The following is an 18,677-nucleotide window of genomic DNA, read 5'->3' as shown; positions in this document are numbered from 1 at the left end:
GCGCCCCCCCCCCCCCCCCCGCGGGGGCCCGGGGCGTCCCGCCCACCCCCCCCCCCCACCACCCCCTCCACCCCCGCAGAAGGAGAACATCCCGTGAAGTCCACAGGCATCCGGATCACGCTCGCGGCCACCGCCGCGGCCGTGGGCCTCGCCCTGGTGATCCCAGGAGTGTCCGGCGCAGGAGCCAGACCCGACGCCGCACCGGCGCGTGCCGCCGACCCGGCCGCGCTCGCCACCGCCGCCGCCGACCGGGCCGCCGACAGCGGCTAGGACGCGCTGGCCAAGGGCCCGCACGAATCCTTCGTACGCCGCGACGTCGTCGCCGGTTCCGGCGGCTTCCAGTACGTCTCCTACGAGCGCAGCCACCGCGGCCTGCCCGTGCTCGGCGGCGACGCCGTCGTGGTGACCGACCGCGCCGGCACGGTACGCGGCACCGCGTCCGCCCTCGGCCGGGGTGTGCGCCTGGCCTCGATCACGCCGAAGGTCTCCGCCGCGCAGGCGGCAGCCGTCGCCCGGCGACAGCTCGACAGGGTCGGCCAGGCCACGCCACCGCGGCTGGCCGTGTTCGCCACCCCGGCCCGGGACCGGCTGGCGTACGAGGTCGTGCTCGAAGGCGTGCGCGCCGACGCGCCCAGCCGCCTGCACGTCGTCGTCGACGCGCTCACCGCGGCGATCCTCGACGTGCGCGACGACGTGCGGATGGGCACCGGCAGCGGGTACTACAACGGCCAGGTCTCCCTCACCACCAGCGGTTCGGGCAGCTCCTGGTCCATGACCGACAACAGCCGTCCCGGCATCCGCTGCGGCGGCCAGGGCGGCACCGCGTACACCGGGACCGACGACGCCTGGGGCAACGGATCCGGCACCAACCTGGAGACCGCTTGCGTCGACGCCCTCTACGCGGTGCAGCGCGAGTGGGACATGCTCAGCTCGTGGCTGGGCCGCAACGGCATCAACGGCAGCGGCGGCGGCTTCCCGGCCCGGGTCGGGCTGGCCGAGGTCAACGCCTACTGGAACGGCAGCTACACCAACTTCGGCCGCAACCAGGCCGGGACCGGGCAAGCGACCCCGATCGACGTGGTGGCGCACGAGTACGGCCACGCCATCTTCCAGACCACCCCGGGCGGGGCCGGGTCCGGCAACGAGAACGGCGGCCTCAACGAGTCCACCGGCGACATCTTCGGCGCGCTGACCGAGGCGTACGCGAACAACCCCAACGACCCGCCGGACTACCTCGTCGGCGAGGAGGTCAACCTGACCGGGAACGGCCCGATCCGCAACATGTACCACCCGTCGGCGCTCGGCGACCCGAACTGCTACTCGTCGGCGATCCCGAGCACCGAGGTGCACGCCGCGGCCGGGCCGAACAACCACTGGTTCTACCTGACCGCCGTTGGTTCGGCCGGCGGTGGCGGCAACCCGGCCAGCCCGACCTGCAACGGCTCCACGGTCACCGGCATCGGGCTGCAGAAGGCGGGCCAGATCTACCTGGCGGCGCTGAACCTGAAGACCTCGGCCTGGCGCTACGTCAACGTGCGTACCGCGACGCTGCGCGCGGCGGTCAACCTGTTCGGCGCGGCGTCGGCCGAGTGCCGCACCGTCAAGGCGGCCTGGGACGCCGTCAGCGTGCCCGCGCAGTCCGGCGAGGCGCAGTGCAGCACGGCCCCTGGCAACGACTTCTCATTGTCGGTCACCCCGGGCAGCGGCACCGTGCAGCGCGGGTCGAGCGTCACCACCACCGTCGTCACGGCGACGACCTCGGGCAGCGCGCAGACGGTGAACCTGACCGCGAGCGGCCTGCCCACAGGCGTCACGGCGAGCTTCAGCCCGGCGTCGGTCACCTCCGGCGGCTCCAGCACGCTCACCCTGACCGCGAGCGCGAGCGCGGCGACCGGTGCGGCGGCGGTCACGGTGACCGGGACCGGTGCGGTCACGCACAGCGCGACGTACACCGTGACGGTCACCAGCGTGCCGACCGGCAACGACTTCAGCGTGTCGCTCTCGCCCGCCTCCGCGACCGTCGCGGCCGGTGCCTCGACCAGCGCGAATGTCGCCACCGCGACGACGTCGGGCAGCGCGCAGGCGGTGAGCCTGTCGGTGTCCGGTGCGCCGACCGGGGTCACCGCGTCGGTCAGCCCGGGATCGGTGACCTCGGGCGGCGGCGCGACGCTGTCGATCGCGGTCGCGGCGGGCACCGCGGCGGGCACGTACCCGCTGACGGTGACCGGTGCGGGCACCTCGGCGACGCACACGGCCGTGTTCACCCTGACGGTGACCGGTGGCGGGGGCAGCTGCGGCGGCCTGCCCGCATGGAGTTCGGCCACCCCGTACGCGCCTGACGACGTGGTCTCGCACAACGGACGCCGGTGGAAGGCGACCTGGTGGTCGACCGGCGCCGAGCCCGGCGCGCCCGGCTCCTGGGCGGTCTGGTCCGACCAGGGCGCCTGCTGACGGCAGCCGGATGGACAGGGGCCGAACGCGCGGCGGCGTTCGGCCCCTGTTCCGCGCCCGCCGCCGACATCGTCGGTGTCTAAGCTGATCGGCGTGACCACCGCCGAGCAGTTCGCCCGCGCCAAGTACGTCAGTCTGACGACCTACCGCAAGGACGGCACGCCCGTCGCCACGCCGGTGTGGCTGGCGGTCGACGGCGGCGAGCTGTTCCTCGTCTCCAACTCCGACGCGTGGAAGGTCAAGCGCGTGCGGCGGACGAGCCGGGTGTCGGTGGTCGCGTGCGACGTCCGGGGCCGGGTCGCGCCCGACGCCGTACGCGTGGAGGGCACCGCCCGGGTCCTCGACGACGCCGGTACGCAGCGGGCCCGTCGGCTGATCGCCCGCAAGTACCTGATGTCGCGGGTGGGCAACTGGATGGCACGCGTGCTGCGCCTGCCGAAGAAGCCGGTCGTCGGCATCGCCGTGACGTTCTGAGCGGACACCGGCGGCAGGCAGCCTGGCTTGTTGCCCGATGTGGACGGTGGACGGCTCATTGCTCTGAGAACAGAGTTTCCCCCATCGAAACGGTTGCGCTCTGCGCCCAGGGGTACGAAGCTGTCTGAACCCACGCGATCCGCGACGGGGAAGCCGCCTGGCTGGATCACGGAGGACGCCGGCGATGAAGGTGACCGACCTGCGGGCGAGCCGGGCGCTGCTCGGCGCGATCGCCGCCGGGCTGCTCATGACGGGGCTCATCGCGGTGAGCACCACCTGGCTGGCCCGGCCGGACCTGCTGCCCGACGCCGGATCCTCCTGGTACGTCTGGCAGCGCCCCGAGCGCTCCACGATGATCATGGCTGGGGTCTGGGCGCTCTACGCCCTGCACCAGCTCGGCTTCTGGGCCCTGATCTGGTACGGCCAGCAGCGCGTGCGCAAGTACAGCGACCGCCTGCACGTGGTCAACGCCGTCGCGCTGGCGTTCAACCTCGTCTTCGTGCTGCTGCACTTCGCGCAGACCCAGCTGTGGTACGACGCCCTCGCCCAGGACGTGTCCATCTGGTCGTCGCAGTTCTCCGTCATCATCCTGCTGGTCTGGGTGCTGCTGATGGAGAACGACCGGCGCGGGCTGTTCTTCGGCAAGAAGGTCCCCACGCCCGGCGGCGTCGGCGTGCGCGCCTGGGCCCGCAAGTACCACGGCTACTACTTCGCCTGGGCCGCGGTCTACACGTTCTGGTACCACCCGATGGAGACCACCACCGGGCACCTGATCGGCTTCCTGTACATGTTCCTGATCCTCGTGCAGGGCAGCCTGTTCCTCACCCGGGCGCACGTGAACCGCTGGTGGACGGTCACGCTGGAGGTCATGGTGCTGTTCCACGGCGCGATCGTCGCCCTGAACAGCCCCAAGCAGCTGTGGTTCCAGTTCGGCTGGGGCTTCGCCACGATCTTCGTCATCACCCAGATGCACGGGCTGGGCCTGCCCCGGTGGACCAGGTGGCTGATCGGCCTGACCTACGTCGGCTCGGTCGGCCTGGTGGTCTCCCTGCTCGGCACGTCGAAGCTGGCGACGCTGCCCCGGGTGCCCGCGGCGGAGTACGCCGGCGTGTTCATCCTGGCCGCGATCTTCGCGATCGGGCTGTGGATCGCCCGCCTGGCCGGATCGCGCCGCACACCGCGGGACGCTCCGGCGGGCGATGTGCCGGACCGCAGCGACGATCAGGTCACCGTCTGATCCGGACCGTTTGACTCCCGCAACTTTCTTTCACAACATCTACATTCATGAAGCTTTTCTCATCCCTCGGCGGTCCACGGCGCGCGCTCGCCGCCGTGGTCGCGCTCGCCACGGCGGCGACCCTGCTCACCGCGTCGCCGGCCGCAGCGGCGCTGCACAGCGCGTCCGCCACCATCGGCGGCTACCCGGTCTGGGCCCACTTCACCAACCCGACCGCGGGCCGCGACTACACCATCATCAACGAGCTGCAACGGCTCATCGACGCCGCACCGGCCGGGTCCACCGTCCGCGGCACGATCCACTCGCTGAGCATCGACTCCGTCGCCGACGCCCTGCTGCGGGCGCAGCAGCGCGGGGTGGCCGTCTGGGTCGTCGTCGACGGCAAGAACGCGCCCTCGACCGACCCCGCCGTCGCCACCGTGCGCCAGCTCACCAACGACAAGTTCTGCACCAACTCCAGCGGCGGCAACGGATGCATCAGCACCAGCGCCGACGGCGACATGCACACCAAGATGTTCACCTTCACCGCCACCAAGGACCCGAACGGCACCGCGCGCAGCAACGTGAGCTGGTTCGGCTCGGCCAACCTCACCTACGCCACCGGCACCGACGCCTTCAACAACACCATCACCGTGTACGGCGACGCGGCGCTGATGAACGGGCTCAACGCCAACTTCTCCGACATGTGGAACCGGCGGCACTACTCCGGCGACGACTACTACGACTCGGCCTCCGGGCGCGGCTACTACCAGGCGACCGCCGCCGACGCGTACGCCTCACCGGAGGGCGAGGGCCAGACCGACACCATCGCGACCCGGCTCAACGACCTCACCCCCAACGCCAACTGCCGGCTGCGCGTCGGCATGGCCTCGGTCACCAGCGGACGGCCCAAGGTCGTCGACGTGGTGAAGTCGTACAAGGCCGGCGGCTGCAACGTCTGGATGGCCGTCGGCACCGACTCGGCAGGCGGCATCGCCATGACCCAGTCCGTCTACAACGACCTGCTCACCGCCGGGGTCGCCATCCGGCGCAAGGACGACATCCACAACAAGTTCTTCCTGGCGTACGGCAGCTACGGCGGCACGTACCAGTACCGCGTCTACACGGGCTCGCAGAACTGGACCCAGGACGCCCTCAGCGAGAACGACGAGATCTTCGTCAAGATGGGCCCGGAGACCGGCACGGCCCACCCGCTCTACGACGCCTACTACACGCACTTCAACGAGGCCTACAACACCGGCGTCACCTGCACGAAGTCCAACTACCCCTGCCGTTGAGCCGGCCGGGCCGGCCGTGTCACCGCGCGGCCGGCCCGATGTTCCCGCTGCTTCCGTCCATGACGTCAGCTGTGTGCGCCGGCCACGATCGTGGCTGCCGGCGGTCAGCCGCCAGCACACCGTCCGGGAAGTGAGGTCAACGGCGCAAGTGACCCGGCAGAAGCCCGTCTGCTGACGACAGCCGACGGTTCTGGCACCTCACATGGGCTCGTGGATGAAGTCGACACCGAAAATCTGCCCAGCCTGGTCGTACTCGGTGACTGTGCCGTCCGTCGAGTAGACGGAGAAGACCGACGCCGGCTCAGCCGGAACGACACTGCGTGGCCAAGTGGAGAACGCCGTCTGCTGCGATGGCCTCAGGAGACTGAGTTCCCGCCGTACGCCGAGGGCCGCACGGGCCATGTGCTTCTCGAAGGCGGTGTTCTTACACTCCACCGCCATCTTGATCACATCGTGGGGCGGATAACCCGCTGCCGTCCCGGCGGGAAGAATCACGATGTCGAGCTCATGGCGGTCGCCACGCTGCGGTGGCATACGCGCGCCACGCTGCTGGTGGCTGAAGGACAGAAACTCGATGTCGGTCCAGACCTCCAGCAACGCCACGCCACCCCGACGCAGTTCGAAGTGCGCGAAAGAGCGGTCGACAGGACCACCGGAGGATCGCAGCCGAACTTTGTCCGAGCCGATGAGGACGACGTCGTAGCCTTCGTCGGTACGCAACCTTTCCAGGATCGTGCTGAGCACCCACGCCTCGTAGAGCTTGCCCGGCGACAGGCTGAGGGTCAGCCCGCGCGTAGAACCGGTAGAAACCGCCTGGTAGCGAGCCATGATGTCGTCGATCCGCTTCTTGGCTTCCGCAACTGTCAGCCCCACGGTTCCTCGCCTTCACCCAGCATGGCGATCAATTCATCCAGCTCCTGCACAGCGGTGTCCAGTTCCGGTGAACCCATCAGGTCGATCGTCGCCGCCCCATAGACGCTCTGGTCAGCAGGCATCACGTCGAGAACGATGCCGTTCACCGCTCCCCCCGACTCGGTGCGGACGTGCGCAAGACGGCGCATGGTGCGACGGGCGGTTTCGTCACTGCCAAGGCGCATCTCATCTCGCAGGCCATGCAGGTAGCGCAACAGCTGTCGTCGCGCCGTCGGCATCTCGATCCGGCGGGCCGCGCCTGTCAGAAGTTCGTCCAGGTCGCCGCGGCGCGACTCCATCACCACGCCACGGGTGTACTGAAGCAGCTCTGCGTATTCGTCCTCGGTCACAGGCCTCTCCTGCCAGTGGGGGTGGCGGTCACTGGTCGAACAGCGACCACTGGTCGCGCCACTGCGCGACGTGGGCCGGTTCGATCGCGGCGTGCCGGCTCTCCGGGTTGCGTGGCCGGGTGCCTCCGACGCGGACGAGGAACGACTCGTGCCGCTCTCGTACGCCCTTGCGCAATTCGTCGCCGGGTACGAGATACAGCTCGACCGTCTCGTCGGTGACATCGACGAGGATGTAGCGCTCCTGGTGCGAACTGGTGAAGTCGTCGACGTCCGCGATCTGCCAGGCGCCCATCCCGGCGAGCATCACCACGGCGGGCAGGTCGTTGACTTTCACGTAACGGTGCGGGCCCACGATCTCCGCAGAGTAGCCGCGCAGCAGCGCGTGCCCCACCGCGAGATGCCGACCGGCCTGGTGTTTCTGATGGTTCGTGGGAGCCATGTGTCCTCCTTGGACGCCAGGAGCCGCCGAGCTTAGCGTCCTGGACGTGCGGGAACCGCGAACGACGTGCGGCGGAACGGACAGCTCCAGCCGCCGATCATCGCGTCCGCACGTACGGCTGGACGGTTCCGGTGGGACCTGGTCAGGAGGTCGGCGGCAGGACGGCGTCGAGGGTGGCGGCCCACTGGCGCAGCACCCGGGCCCGGCGGGCCGTGTCGTCGTGCAGCAGCTCACCCAGGCCGAGCCCGCGCGCCAGGTCGAGGGTCGCCTGCACGGTCTCCCGCGCGCCCGGGGTCTGCTCGTCGACGCGCAGCAGCTCGACCGCCATGCCGTGCGCGGTGCGCCCGAGCGCCGCCTCCAGCGGGCGCACCTGGGCCCGCAGGGACTCGTCGACCGCCGCCGCGGTCCACACGTGCAGCGCGGCCCGGAACAGCGGCCCGCGGTAGAGGCCCACCAGCACGACGAGCACCTGCTCGGTGCGCCGGGGGCCGCTGCGCAGGCCCGCGACGGCCGTCTCGATCTCGGCGGCGCGCACCTCGGTCATGTACTCGATCAGCCCGGTGACCAGGTCTTCCCGGGTCGGGAAGTGGTGCTGGGCCGCGCCGCGGGAGACCCCGGCGCGTTCAGCGACGACGGCGACCGTCGTGCCCGACCACCCCAGTTCGGCCATGCACCGCACCGAGGCCTCCAGCAGCCGTTGACGGGTGGCTCGGCTGCGGTCCTGGCGCGGTTCACGTACGGGGGCGGTCGGCACGGCGATCACGCTACCCGGGCTCAGTAGGACCTGGGCAGGCCCAGGCTGTGCTGGGCGACGAAGTTGAGGATCATCTCCCGGCTGACCGGGGCGATCCGGCCCAGCCGGGACGCGACGAGCAGCGTGGCCAGCCCGTACTCGGTGGCCAGCCCGTTGCCGCCGTGGGTCTGGATGGCCTGGTCGACCGTCTTCACGGTGGCCTCCCCCGCCGCGTACTTGGCCATGTTCGCCGCCTCGCCCGCGGCCTGGTCGTCGCCGCTGTCGTAGAGGTGGGCAGCCTCGCGGGTCATCAGCCGGGCCAGCTCGACCTCTATGTGGCAGGCCGCCAGCGGGTGGCTGATCGCCTGGTGCGCGCCGATCGGCGGACCCCACACGGTGCGGGTCTTGGCGTACTCGACCGCCCGCGCCAGCGCGTACCGCGCCATGCCGAGGGCGAACGCCGACGCCATGATGCGCTCCGGGTTGAGCCCGGCGAACAGCTGGAGCAGGCCCGCGTCGGCACTGCCGACCAGCGCGTCGTCGGGCAGCCGCACCTCGTCGAGGAACAGGTTGTACTGCTTCTCCGGCGCGACCAGCTCGGTCGGGATGTGCTGCGCGGTGAACCCGGGCGCGTCCGTCGGCACCACGAACAGCACGGGCTTGAGCCGCCCCGTGCGCTCGTCGGCGGTCCGGCCGACCACCAGGACCGCTTCGGCCTCGTCGATGCCGGAGATGTAGGTCTTGCGGCCGGACAGCAGCCAGCCGTCGCCGTCACGGGTCGCGGTGGTGGTGAGCTTGTGCGAGTTCGATCCGGCGTCGGGTTCGGTGATCGCGAACGCGAAGATCTTCGTCCCGTCGGCCAGGCCCGGCAGCCAGCGCCGCTTCTGCTCGCCGGTGCCGAAGCGGGAGATCACGGTGGCGCAGATGGCCGGGGAGACGACCATCATCAGCAGCGGGCAGCCGGCCGCCCCCAGTTCCTCGCACACCGCGGCGAGGTCGCCGATGCCGCCGCCTCCGCCGCCGTACTCCTCGGGCACGTGCACGCCCAGGTAGCCCAGGCGCCCGGCCTCCTGCCACAGCTCGGTGGTCTTCTCCCCCGCCCGGGTGCAGCGCAGGTAGTAGTCGTGGCCGTACTTGCCGGCCAGGTCGGACACGGCGCGGCGCAGGGCCTGGCGCTCGTCGCTCTCAAGGATCACGGGTGGGCCTCCGGGTCGGCGGGGGTGACGACCGCGAGCACAGCCCCGACCTCGACCTGGTGGCCGACGGCCACAGGCAGGCTGGTGACGGTGCCGTCGGTCGGGGCGGTGATCTCGTGCTGCATCTTCATGGCCTCCAGCCACAGCAGCGGCTGGCCGGCGGTGACCTGGTCGCCCTCGGCGACGGCGACCCGGATGACGGCCCCGGGCAGCGGCGCGAGCAGCGACCCGCTGGCGACCTGGACCTCCGCCTCCGGGAACCGCTCGACCGGCCGCAGGCTGACCGGCCCGAGCACCGAGTCGACACAGACCACATCGGGGTACGCCGCGACGGTGAACGCGTGCCGCACGTTGCCGCGTCCCAGCTCCACCCGGGTCGTGGTGACCTCGCCGACGGTCAGTTCCGCGTCGTCCTCGATCCGCACCCCGTCCCGGGTGCGCCGGTAGCCGACGTCGATCCGCCCGGCCGGGGCCTGGTAGGCACGGGTCTGCGGCGCGGAGGCGACGTTGCGCCAGCCGCCGGGCAGTCCGGTCACGACGGTCGCGCGCTCGCGCTCGGCGGCCGAGGCGGCCAGCGCGGCAGCGTACGCCGACAGCCGCTGCGCGTCCTCATCCGCCAGTGGCCGGGCCAGCATGTCCAGCCCGTGCTGGTCGAAGAACGCGGTACTGATCCGCCCGGCGAGGAACGCCGGGTGCCGCAGCACGTTGACCAGCAGATCCCGGTTGGTGACCAGCCCATGGATGCGCGCCTGCGCCAGCGCCGCCGCGAGCGCCCGCGCGGCCTGCCCCCGCGTCGGCGCCCACACGATCACCTTCGCCAGCATCGGGTCGTAATGCGCCGTCACGACGTCCCCACCCGCAAACCCGCTGTCGAGCCGCACCACGACCGCGCCGCCGCCCTGCAGTTTCGGGGAAACTGCGCGAACGCCGCCTTCGATTCCTGCGCTTTCCCCGAAACTGCCGACCGGTGCGGGCGTGGGCACGCCGAAGGCGGAGGTGGCGGGGAGGGTGAAGGTGTGCAGGGGGCCGGTTTGGGGGCGCCAGGTGTGGGCGGGGTCCTCGGCGTAGAGGCGGACTTCGATGGCGTGGCCGTGGACGGGGAGTGGGGTCAGGGGTAGGGCGTGGCCTTCGGCGATGTCGAGTTGGAGGGCGACCAGGTCGAGGCCGGTGACGAGTTCGGTGACGGGGTGTTCGACCTGTAGGCGGGTGTTCATCTCCAGGAAGTGGAACGAGCCGTCGTCGGCGGCCAGGAACTCGACGGTGCCCGCGCCGCGGTAGGCGATCGCGGCCGCGGCGGCGGTCGCCGCGGCGTGCAGGCGGTCGCGCATCGCCGGGTCGACCATCGGCGACGGGGCCTCCTCGACGACCTTCTGGTGGCGGCGCTGGATGGAGCACTCGCGCTCGCCCAGTGCCCAGATCGTGCCGTACGTGTCGGCCATGACCTGGACCTCGATGTGCCGCCCGGTGGCCAGGTACGGCTCGCAGAACACGGTCGGGTCACCGAACGCGGCCGCGGCCTCGGCACGGGCGGCCTCGACCTGGTCGGGCAGCTCGGCCAGGGTCTGCACGACGCGCATGCCCCGGCCGCCGCCGCCCGCGGACGCCTTGATCAGCACCGGTAGGTCGGCCTCGGTGACCGTGGCCGGGTCGAGTTCGGGCAGCACGGGCACGCCCGCGGCGGCCATCAGCTTCTTCGACGCGATCTTCGAACCCATCGCGTCGATGGCGTCCGGTGACGGCCCGACCCAGGTCAGCCCGGCGTCGATGACCGCCTGGGCGAAGGTTGCGTTCTCGGACAGGAAGCCGTAGCCGGGGTGCACCGCGTCCGCGCCGGCCGCGAGCGCTGCCTCGATGATGAGGTCTGCGCGCAGGTAGGTGTCGGCGGCGGTGACGCCGGGCAGGCGTACCGCGATGTCTGCGTCCGTGGTGTGCAGGGCGCGGGTGTCGGCGTCGGAGTGCACGGCGACGGTGGTGATGCCGCGTTCGCGGCAGGTCCGGAAGACGCGGCGGGCGATCTCGCCCCGGTTGGCGACCAGCAGTCGGGAGATCATCTCGTCACATCCGGAAGACGCCGTAGGGACCCGGGCCGGGGTCGGGTGCCGATTGGACCGCGGACAGGCACATGCCGAGCACGGTGCGGGTGTCACGGGGGTCGATGACGCCGTCGTCGTAGCCGAGCCCGGACAGGACCATGGGCAGCGACTCGGCCTCGATCTGGTTCTCGACCATGGTGCGTACGACCACGTCGGCGTCCTCGTCATAGGGCCGGCCCGCGGCGGCCGCGGACTGCCGCGCGACGATCGACAGCACCCCGGCCAGCTGCGCGCCGCCCATGACCGCGGACTTGGCGCTCGGCCAAGCGAACAGGAACCGGGGATCGTACGCCCGCCCGCACATGCCGTAGTGCCCCGCGCCGTAGGACGCCCCGATGAGCACGGAGATGTGCGGGACGGTGCTGTTCGACACCGCGTTGATCATCATCGCGCCGTGTTTGATGATGCCGCCCTGCTCGTAGTCCTTGCCGACCATGTAGCCGGTCGTGTTGTGCAGGAACAGCAGCGGCGTGCGGCTCTGGTTGGCGAGCTGGATGAACTGGGTCGCCTTCTGCGACTCGGCGCTGAACAGCACGCCCCGCGCGTTGGCGAGGATGCCGACGGCGAAGCCGTGCACGCTGGCCCAGCCGGTGGCCAGGCTCGCGCCGTACTCGGGCTTGAACTCCTCGAAGCGGGAGCCGTCGACGACCCGGGCGATCACCTCCCGCGGGTCGAACGGGGTGCGCAGGTCCGGCGGGACGATGCCGAGCAGCTCCTCGGCGTCGAACACCGGCTCGTCGGGGTGGGGCGACGGGGCCGCGCCGAGCTTGCGCCAGCGCAGCGAAGCGACGATGCGCCGGCCCATGCCGATGGCCTGCACCTCGTCGTCGGCGAGGTAGTCGGCCAGGCCGGAGACGCGGGCATGCATGGCCGCGCCACCGAGGGACTCCTCGTCGGCGTCCTCACCGGTGGCCATCTTGACCAGCGGCGGCCCGGCCAGGAAGACCTGCGACCGCTCTTTGATCATGACGACGTGGTCGCTCATGCCCGGCACGTACGCCCCACCGGCGGTGGAGTTGCCGAAGACCAGCGTCACCGTCGGGATGCCCGCCGCGGACAGGCGCGTCAGGTCGCGGAACAGCCGCCCGCCGGGGATGAAGATGTCCTTCTGGCTCTGCAGGTCCGCGCCGCCGGACTCGACCAGGTTGATCAGCGGCAGCCGGTTCTGGCGGGCGATGTCCATCGCCCGCAGGGTCTTGCGCAGGGTGTACGGATTGGACGCGCCCCCACGCACCGTCGGATCATTCGCGATGATCATGCATTCGGTGTTCTCGACCACCCCGATCGCGGTGACCACACTCGCCCCGACCGGATAGTCGGTGCCGTACGCCGCCAGCGCCGACAGCTCCAGCAGCGGCGAGTCCCGGTCGACCAGCAGCTCGATGCGCTCGCGCGGCAGCAGCTTTCCCCGGTCGTGATGCCGCTTGACGTACTTCGGCCCACCCCCGCCCAGCGCCTTGGCGTGCTCGGTGTCGAGCGCGGCGAGTTTTTCCAGCAGCGCGCCGCGGTTGCCCGCGTACGCGGCCCCGCCGGTGTCCAGGGTGGATCTCAAGATCACAGCAGCTCCTCCGGGATGTCGACGAACCGCGAGCGCAGCCACTCGCCCAGTCCCTTGCCCTGCGGGTCGAACCGGGTGCCCGCCGAGACGCCGTCGCCGAGCAGCCCGTCGACGACGAAGTTGACCGCCCGCAGGTTCGGCAGCAGGTGCCGGGCGACGGGCAGCCCGGCCGCCTCGGGCAGCAGTTTCACCAGCGCGTCCGCGGTCAGCGTCGCCGCCAGCCACGCGTACGCCGCGTCACTGCGTGCCCAGACCCCGATGTTGGCGCTGCCGCCCTTGTCCCCGCTGCGCGCCCCGGCGACCAGCCCCAGTGGGGCGCGTCGCGTCGGCCCGTGCCCGGTCCACGCCGGCGCCGGCGTGGCATCCGCGAGGCCGCCGCGGTCGCTCGGACCGAGCGGCTCGATGGTGTGCTCGGTGCCGTCAGGCAGGACCACCAGGTGCGGCACCTGCTCGGCCGGGACGGCCGCCGAGGTGAACACGCCGAACGGGGTCGCATCGCCGGGTGGGGCGAGCAGGGTGAAGCCGGGATAGCTGGACAGCGCCAGCTCGACGGCCGCGCCGCTGAAGGCGCGACCGGCCACCGACGGGTCGGCGTCCTTGACCGTGGCGTGCAGCAGCGCGCTGGCCTCCTCCTGCCCGTCGGCGTCGGCATGGTCGGTGCGGGCCAGCCGCCAGACCAGCTCCGCCGGTGGGCGTCGCCGCAGGGACGCTTCGAGCTGTGCACGGGCCAGCGCGGCCTTCGCCTCGACGTCCAGCCCGGTGATCAGGAACGTCACGTCGTTGCGGAACCCGCCGAGGGAGTTGAGCCCGACCTTCAGCGTCGACGGGGGCGCTTGGCCGCGTACCCCGCTGATGCGCACCCGGTCGGGACCGTCCTCGGCCAGCACGATCGTGTCCAGGCGGGTCGTCACGTCGGGGCCGAGGTAGCGCGGGCTGTCCACTTCGTACAGCAGCTGCGCGGTGACCGTGCCGAGGTTGACGACGCCGCCGGTGCCGGGGTGTTTGGTGATGACGCTGCTGCCGTCGGCGTGCACCTCGGCGATCGGGAACCCGGGCAGGCCGATGGCGTGTTCGGTGAAGAAGGCGTAGTTGCCGCCGGTGGCCTGCGCGCCGCACTCGATCACGTGCCCGGCGGCGACGGCCCCGGCCAGCGCGTCGAAGTCGTCGCGCGCCCACCCGAAGTGGGCCGCGGCCGGGCCGACGACCAGCGACGCGTCGGTGACCCGGCCGGTGACCACGATGTCGGCCCCCTGCCGCAGCGCGTGCGCGATGCCCCAAGCGCCGAGGTACGCGTTCGCTGCCAGTGGCGTGCCGAACCCCAGCTCGTCCGCGCGGGCGAGCAGGTCGTCGCCGGTGACGTACGCGATGCGCGGGCTCAGCCCGAGCCGCCCGGCGAGCGCGCCGAGCGCCTGCGCGAGTCCGGCCGGGTTGAGCCCGCCCGCGTTCGTGACGACGGTGACGCCCCGGTCCAGTGCCGTGCCGAGACAGTGCTCCAGCTGCCGCAGGAACGTCTTGGCGTAGCCGGTGGCCGGGTCCTTCATCCGGTCCCGGGCCAGGATGAGCATGGTCAGTTCGGCGAGATAGTCGCCGGTCAGCACGTCGACCGGGCCGCCGTCGAGCATCTCGCGCATCGCCGACGCGCGGTCGCCGTAGAACCCGGACACGTTCGCGATCCGCAGCGGCGCGCTCATGCCCGCACCTCACGTGCGGCCGAAGCGCGCGGCCCGGTCTGCCCGCTCATGCGGCGCCCTCCGAGGCGAACCGGCCGGGAGCACGGCCGGGCCCGGGTGGCCCGGCGAACGCCTGGGCGATGTCCAGCCAGCGGTCGGCGTCGTCGCCCTCGGCTCTGACGGCGAGGTCGGCGCGGTGCCTGCGCTGGGTCACCAGCAGGCAGAAGTCGAGCGCGGGGCCGGTGACGTGCTGCGCGGCGTGCTCGTCTCCCCAGGTCCACTCGTCGCCGTCGGGGCCGGTGAGCCGGACGTGGAACGGTGCGATGGGCGCGTCGAGGCCGTGGGCGGCGTAGGCGAAGTCGCGGGCGCGTACGCCGATGTGCGCGACGTGGCGTAGCCGCCCGGTCGGCTGCCGGGTGACCCCGAAGGTGTCGGCGAGGTCCTGGCCGTGGGCCCAGGTCTCCATGATGCGGGCGGTGGCCATGGAGGCGGCGCTCATCGGCGGGCCGTACCAGGGCAGGCGGGTGCCGGGCGGGACGGCGGCGAGCGCGGCCCGCAGCGCGGCCCGGGTCTCGCGCCAGCGGGCCAGCAGCTGTTCGGGTGGGAGCACGGCGAGCTGTTCGGCTCCGGCGTCGACGAAACGCAGCGGGTCGGGCGAGTTCGCGATCTCCTCCAGCGCCTGCCCGAAGCCCTCGGGGTCGGTGGCGGCCAGCAGCGAGCGCTCGTCGGTCCACAGCAGATGGCCGATCTGGTGCGCGACGGTCCAGCCCGCGGCGGGGGTCGGCGTCGCCCACCGGTCCGGGGCCAGCTCGGCGACGAGCCGGTCGGCGTCGGCGCTCTCGGCGTCGAGATCGGCCAGCAGCGCCTCGATCTCCGGCATCAGTGGTGCTCCCTCCAGTCGGCTCCACCCTTCCCCCGGGCCATAAAAAAGTCAAGCGTGCTTGATTTTATTATGCGGAGGCGGGTGCTGCTGCGAGATCAGCGGGTGAGGTCAGACCGGGTTCACGTACCGCCAATGGCCGCCCTCGCGCAGGAACCGGCTGTGCTCCTCCAGCACGCCCGGCCGGCCGCCGTCGCGGTAGTGGGCCCGGAACAGCACGGTCCCCTCGGTGTCGAACATGCTCCCGCGGTCGGTGGCCAGCACCTCCAGCGCGGTGTAGCGGGGGCCGCCGGTCAGGTCCAGCTCCCGCGGCCTGGTGCTGGAGTGCCAGCTGCGCAGCAGATACGCCGCTTCGCCGAGCGCGAACGCGCTGAACCGCGAGCGCATCAGCTGCTCCGCCGTCGGGGCCTCGCCGCCGCGGTGCCAGCGCCCGCAGCACTCGTCGTAGGGCTGCCCGGTTCCGCAGGGGCAGGTGGCGGGCTGCGGGTCGGGCTTCCTGCGTGCACGTGCCATGGTCACCATGGTGGCCCATCCGCCCGCCCCGTCTCCCGCGGGACACCCACCGCCCGTATTCGATCTCCAGGGCCGGCTGCCGGAGGAGGACCGCCCTGCGCACGACGGGCCGGACGGTCGCGGTGTTCACCGGGGCGAGCACCCGCGGCGCGCGGATGCTGCTCGACGCCGCCGGGCTGACCGTCGACGTGCTGGTCGGCGGGGACGACGTGCGGCGGCCCGAACCGGCCGGAGACGGGGTGCTGCTGGCCGCGGAGCGACTCGGGGTCGCACCGGGCGCGGTCGCCTACATCGGAGACTCTCCGCTGGATCTGCGCGCGGCCACGGCAGCCGGCAGCATCGGCGCGGCGGCCGCCTGGGGCCACCTGTACGACGCGCGGGAGCCTGCCGACCACACCCTGGCCCGGCCGGCGGAGGCCCTGGCCCTGCTCGGCTGACTCAGCGGCCGTAATGCAGCAGCGCGACGGTGAGGCAGATCAGTGCGACCGTGGTCGCCACGGTGCGGACATGGTTCCACCGCGACCACCTGGCCTCGTCGAACCGGGCCCGCACGGCGGCGAGGTCAGCGATCTCGTCCGGATCGCCGGCCGCCTTGATGGCATTGTTCATCGGCACGTTGACGGCGCCCGTGATGACGACGACGACCAGGTACAGCACGAGCGCGGCGATGGTCCAGGCCAGCGCCGCGCCGCCGGGCCCGAGCAGCAGCACCGCGGACGCGGCGGTGAGCACGAGCGCGCCGAGAAAGCCGCCGAGCATGAACCACGGGTTGATGATCGCCCGGTCCAGTGCCTGGAACGCGCCCACGAACGTCCGGTCGTCGGTACGGCGCAGGCCGGGCATGACGGTGTGCGAGTACAGGCCGAACACACCCGCCATGATCCCCATCGTCACCGTCGCCCCTACCAGCAGGACCATCCGTACGGTGTCCACATCGCCTCCTCGGTCCACGTGCCGCCGCCGTGATCCTATGCCGGGGCGCGGAATCAGCCGTGTCGCTCAGGTCCAGATCGCGCTGGGCAGCCCGTCGCTGAAGACCTCGGGCTCAGCCGGTCGGCGCACTGCCTCGCCGGACAGGACCCGGCGGGCCGGCCAGGGGCTTGCGGCTAGCCGGCGCGGTCGGCGAGCAGGCCGCCGAGCAGGGCGCGGATGGTGCGCTCGAACAGGTCGGCGGTGGGCGCGCCGGGGGCCGTGCCGGTGAGCGTCGCGGTCAGCAGCGGGTGGCGGGCCGGGTCCAGGGCGCCGAAGTCGATGGCCGCGGGCGTGGTGGCGCTGCGCGCGAACAGCATGATCACACCGTTGAGCACGCCGACGGCTTCCATCTTCTGCAGCGGAGTCCGGTCGAGTGCGGCCATCGCCTGTAGACAGTGCTCGAACCACAGCAACGTGTTCGGGCCCGGCACGGAACCGGTGGGCACCGCGTCGAGCAGCCAGGGCTGCGCCACGTAGTGCGCGCGGGTGGCCTCGGCGACACGGACCAGTTCGGCGAGCCAGTCCCGGCCGCCGCCGGGGGTGTACGCGAAGCCGGCCATGGCGGTGTCGACCATGAGGTCGAGCAGTTCGTCGCGGGAGGCGACGTAGCGGTACAGCGTGCTGGCGGTGGTGTTCAGCTCGCCCGCGACGGCGCGCATGGACACGGCGGCCAGCCCGCCCGCGGACGCCAGCCGGATCGCGGCCCCGGCGATGTCGACCAGCCGGTGCTCCGGCGAGGGTCCGCGGGCGCCCCGCTGCGGCCTGGCCCAGATCGACGGGCCGCGCCCCTGCTGACCAACCGTCACCCCACCACTCTAACCGCGAACGGCGTTCGCACATGGGCGGGCACCGCCGCGTCGTGGGCGACTCCGGACGGCCGGGCGGCATCATGGCTCAGGGGCTGCGGATAGATCAAAGGTGCGGTTAGGGTGGGCGGGCCCGCCGCTCCGGGTGCATGCCCACACACATCGGGGAGGCGGTCTGCCATGTCCACGTACGACGTGCTGGTGCTCGGCGGGGTCGGGGTGGACACCATCGTGCAGGTGCCGGAGCTCGCGGTGCCGCCGGGTGACTTCCTGCCCGTGCCGCCGATCCGGGACTACGTGGCGCACTCCGGCAACGGCGTCGCGCTGGGCTTCCACGCCCTGGGACTGCGCACCAAACTGGCCGACTTCCTCGGCGACGACATGCTCGGCGCGCTGGTGCTGGCCCGGTACGCCGAGCTGGGCCTGGACTTCAGCCACCGCACCGCCCCCAACGGCACGCCACGGGCCGTGAACCTGGTCGACAAGGCGGGCCGCCGGTTCTCGTTCTTCGACGGCCGCCACCCGCACGACCTGGTCCTGCCGCAGGACTTCTATCTGCCGTTCCTGCAACGCTCCCGGCACGTCCACGTCGCCGGGCCACGGGCCGCGGGCGCGTTCGCCGACGCCCGCCGGCTGGGCGTCACCACCTCCACCGACCTGCACGCCTGGGACGGCGAACTCGACTGGGTATGGCCGCTGGCCCGCGCCGCCGACCTGGTGTTCCTCAGCGCCGAGGCGGCGCCGGAGCGGATCGACGACATCCTGCTCGCCGTGCTCCGCACCGGCCGGGCGCAGGTGGCCGTGGCGACCGAGGGCGCGGCCGGCTGCCGCGTCGCCACCCGGCAAGCGCCCGAGGTGCGCCGCTTTCCGGCGGTCGTCCCCGAGCGGCCGGTGCTCGACAGCAACGGGGCGGGCGACGGGTTCAGCACCGCCTTCATGAGCCGCTGGCTGACCGGCCGGCCGATCGAGGAGTGCGTGCTGGCCGGGTCGGTGTCCGGCGCGTTCGCGTGCGGGGCGGCCGGCACCCATGAGGAGCTGATCACCTCCGCGCAGCTCGCCGCAGCGGTGGAGCGGGCCCGCACGGCTGCCTGATCCAGCGCGGCTCGCGGCACGTCG

19 protein-coding genes are annotated in these 18,677 nt (G+C 72.1%); 7 read left to right on the top strand and 12 right to left on the bottom strand.

All coding sequences use genetic code 11. The features are described from left to right. Positions 1-93 precede the first annotated feature (93 nt). From F6W97_RS40165 to F6W97_RS18495, 5 genes are all read left to right on the top strand, one after another. On the top strand, positions 94-270 hold the full coding sequence (locus F6W97_RS40165) for a hypothetical protein (protein ID WP_196279219.1): 177 nt from the start codon (positions 94-96) through the stop codon (positions 268-270). A 6-nt stretch (positions 271-276) separates the two neighbouring features. Further along, positions 277-2,451, top strand: a complete 2,175-nt coding sequence (locus tag F6W97_RS18510) for a M4 family metallopeptidase (protein ID WP_196279221.1) — start codon at positions 277-279, stop codon at positions 2,449-2,451. Positions 2,452-2,544: 93 nt separating this feature from the next. After that, positions 2,545-2,925 (top strand): PPOX class F420-dependent oxidoreductase, encoded by a 381-nt coding sequence (locus tag F6W97_RS18505; RefSeq protein WP_155371606.1) that lies wholly within the window; start codon positions 2,545-2,547, stop codon positions 2,923-2,925. Between the two features lie 184 nt (positions 2,926-3,109). After that, positions 3,110-4,162, top strand: a complete 1,053-nt coding sequence (locus F6W97_RS18500; RefSeq protein ID WP_196279218.1) for a hypothetical protein — start codon at positions 3,110-3,112, stop codon at positions 4,160-4,162. A gap of 47 nt (positions 4,163-4,209) precedes the next feature. Continuing rightward, a complete protein-coding gene (locus tag F6W97_RS18495) occupies positions 4,210-5,439 on the top strand; it encodes a phospholipase D-like domain-containing protein (protein ID WP_155371605.1) in 1,230 nt (409 codons plus the stop codon). Positions 5,440-5,637: 198 nt separating this feature from the next. Here the strand turns inward: F6W97_RS18495 and F6W97_RS18490 are convergent, their stop codons facing one another. The 10 genes from F6W97_RS18490 to F6W97_RS18445 form a co-directional block, all read right to left on the bottom strand. Next, on the bottom strand, positions 5,638-6,312 hold the full coding sequence (locus F6W97_RS18490; protein ID WP_155371604.1) for a hypothetical protein: 675 nt from the start codon (positions 6,310-6,312) through the stop codon (positions 5,638-5,640). Then, complete coding sequence (locus F6W97_RS18485) at positions 6,303-6,701, bottom strand: hypothetical protein (protein ID WP_155371603.1); 399 nt, start codon at positions 6,699-6,701, stop codon at positions 6,303-6,305. Before F6W97_RS18485 ends, F6W97_RS18490 begins: the two co-directional genes overlap by 10 nt. Before the next feature lie 28 nt (positions 6,702-6,729). Beyond that, complete coding sequence (locus tag F6W97_RS18480) at positions 6,730-7,140, bottom strand: hypothetical protein (RefSeq protein ID WP_155371602.1); 411 nt, start codon at positions 7,138-7,140, stop codon at positions 6,730-6,732. 142 nt (positions 7,141-7,282) lie between these two features. Then, positions 7,283-7,894 (bottom strand): TetR/AcrR family transcriptional regulator, encoded by a 612-nt coding sequence (locus tag F6W97_RS18475; protein ID WP_230686789.1) that lies wholly within the window; start codon positions 7,892-7,894, stop codon positions 7,283-7,285. 20 nt (positions 7,895-7,914) lie between these two features. Next, complete coding sequence (locus tag F6W97_RS18470) at positions 7,915-9,069, bottom strand: acyl-CoA dehydrogenase family protein (RefSeq protein WP_196279217.1); 1,155 nt, start codon at positions 9,067-9,069, stop codon at positions 7,915-7,917. Beyond that, a complete protein-coding gene (locus tag F6W97_RS18465; RefSeq protein WP_155371599.1) occupies positions 9,066-11,120 on the bottom strand; it encodes an acetyl/propionyl/methylcrotonyl-CoA carboxylase subunit alpha in 2,055 nt (684 codons plus the stop codon). The genes F6W97_RS18470 and F6W97_RS18465 overlap by 4 nt, the downstream gene beginning before the upstream one ends. Before the next feature lie 4 nt (positions 11,121-11,124). Beyond that, a complete protein-coding gene (locus F6W97_RS18460; RefSeq protein WP_230686788.1) occupies positions 11,125-12,720 on the bottom strand; it encodes an acyl-CoA carboxylase subunit beta in 1,596 nt (531 codons plus the stop codon). Further along, the gene (locus F6W97_RS18455) at positions 12,717-14,411 is read right to left on the bottom strand and encodes an acyclic terpene utilization AtuA family protein (RefSeq protein ID WP_155371598.1); all 1,695 of its coding nucleotides are present in this window, start codon (positions 14,409-14,411) and stop codon (positions 12,717-12,719) included. The genes F6W97_RS18460 and F6W97_RS18455 overlap by 4 nt, the downstream gene beginning before the upstream one ends. A gap of 46 nt (positions 14,412-14,457) precedes the next feature. Then, the gene (locus tag F6W97_RS18450; protein WP_155371597.1) at positions 14,458-15,270 is read right to left on the bottom strand and encodes a TIGR03084 family metal-binding protein; all 813 of its coding nucleotides are present in this window, start codon (positions 15,268-15,270) and stop codon (positions 14,458-14,460) included. Between the two features lie 111 nt (positions 15,271-15,381). Then, the gene (locus F6W97_RS18445) at positions 15,382-15,783 is read right to left on the bottom strand and encodes a YchJ family protein (protein WP_155371596.1); all 402 of its coding nucleotides are present in this window, start codon (positions 15,781-15,783) and stop codon (positions 15,382-15,384) included. Between F6W97_RS18445 and F6W97_RS18440 the strand changes: the two genes are divergently transcribed. Further along, entirely contained in the window at positions 15,771-16,220 is a 450-nt protein-coding gene (locus tag F6W97_RS18440) for an HAD family hydrolase (protein ID WP_155371595.1), read from the top strand. The two genes, F6W97_RS18445 and F6W97_RS18440, sit on opposite strands and share 13 nt — an antisense overlap. Before the next feature lies 1 nt (position 16,221). Here F6W97_RS18440 and F6W97_RS18435 read toward each other — a convergent pair whose 3' ends face one another. Further along, complete coding sequence (locus F6W97_RS18435) at positions 16,222-16,716, bottom strand: anthrone oxygenase family protein (RefSeq protein ID WP_230686786.1); 495 nt, start codon at positions 16,714-16,716, stop codon at positions 16,222-16,224. A 173-nt stretch (positions 16,717-16,889) separates the two neighbouring features. Beyond that, on the bottom strand, positions 16,890-17,561 hold the full coding sequence (locus tag F6W97_RS18430) for a TetR/AcrR family transcriptional regulator (protein ID WP_155371594.1): 672 nt from the start codon (positions 17,559-17,561) through the stop codon (positions 16,890-16,892). A 180-nt stretch (positions 17,562-17,741) separates the two neighbouring features. Here F6W97_RS18430 and F6W97_RS18425 point away from each other — a divergent pair, with 180 nt between their 5' ends. Then, positions 17,742-18,653, top strand: a complete 912-nt coding sequence (locus F6W97_RS18425; protein WP_155371593.1) for a carbohydrate kinase family protein — start codon at positions 17,742-17,744, stop codon at positions 18,651-18,653. Positions 18,654-18,677: the final 24 nt, after the last annotated feature.

The sequence above is a fragment of the Catellatospora vulcania genome (assembly GCF_009720385.1).
GTDB lineage: Bacteria > Actinomycetota > Actinomycetes > Mycobacteriales > Micromonosporaceae > Catellatospora > Catellatospora vulcania.
This window is presented reverse-complemented; position numbering and strand designations above follow the sequence as displayed.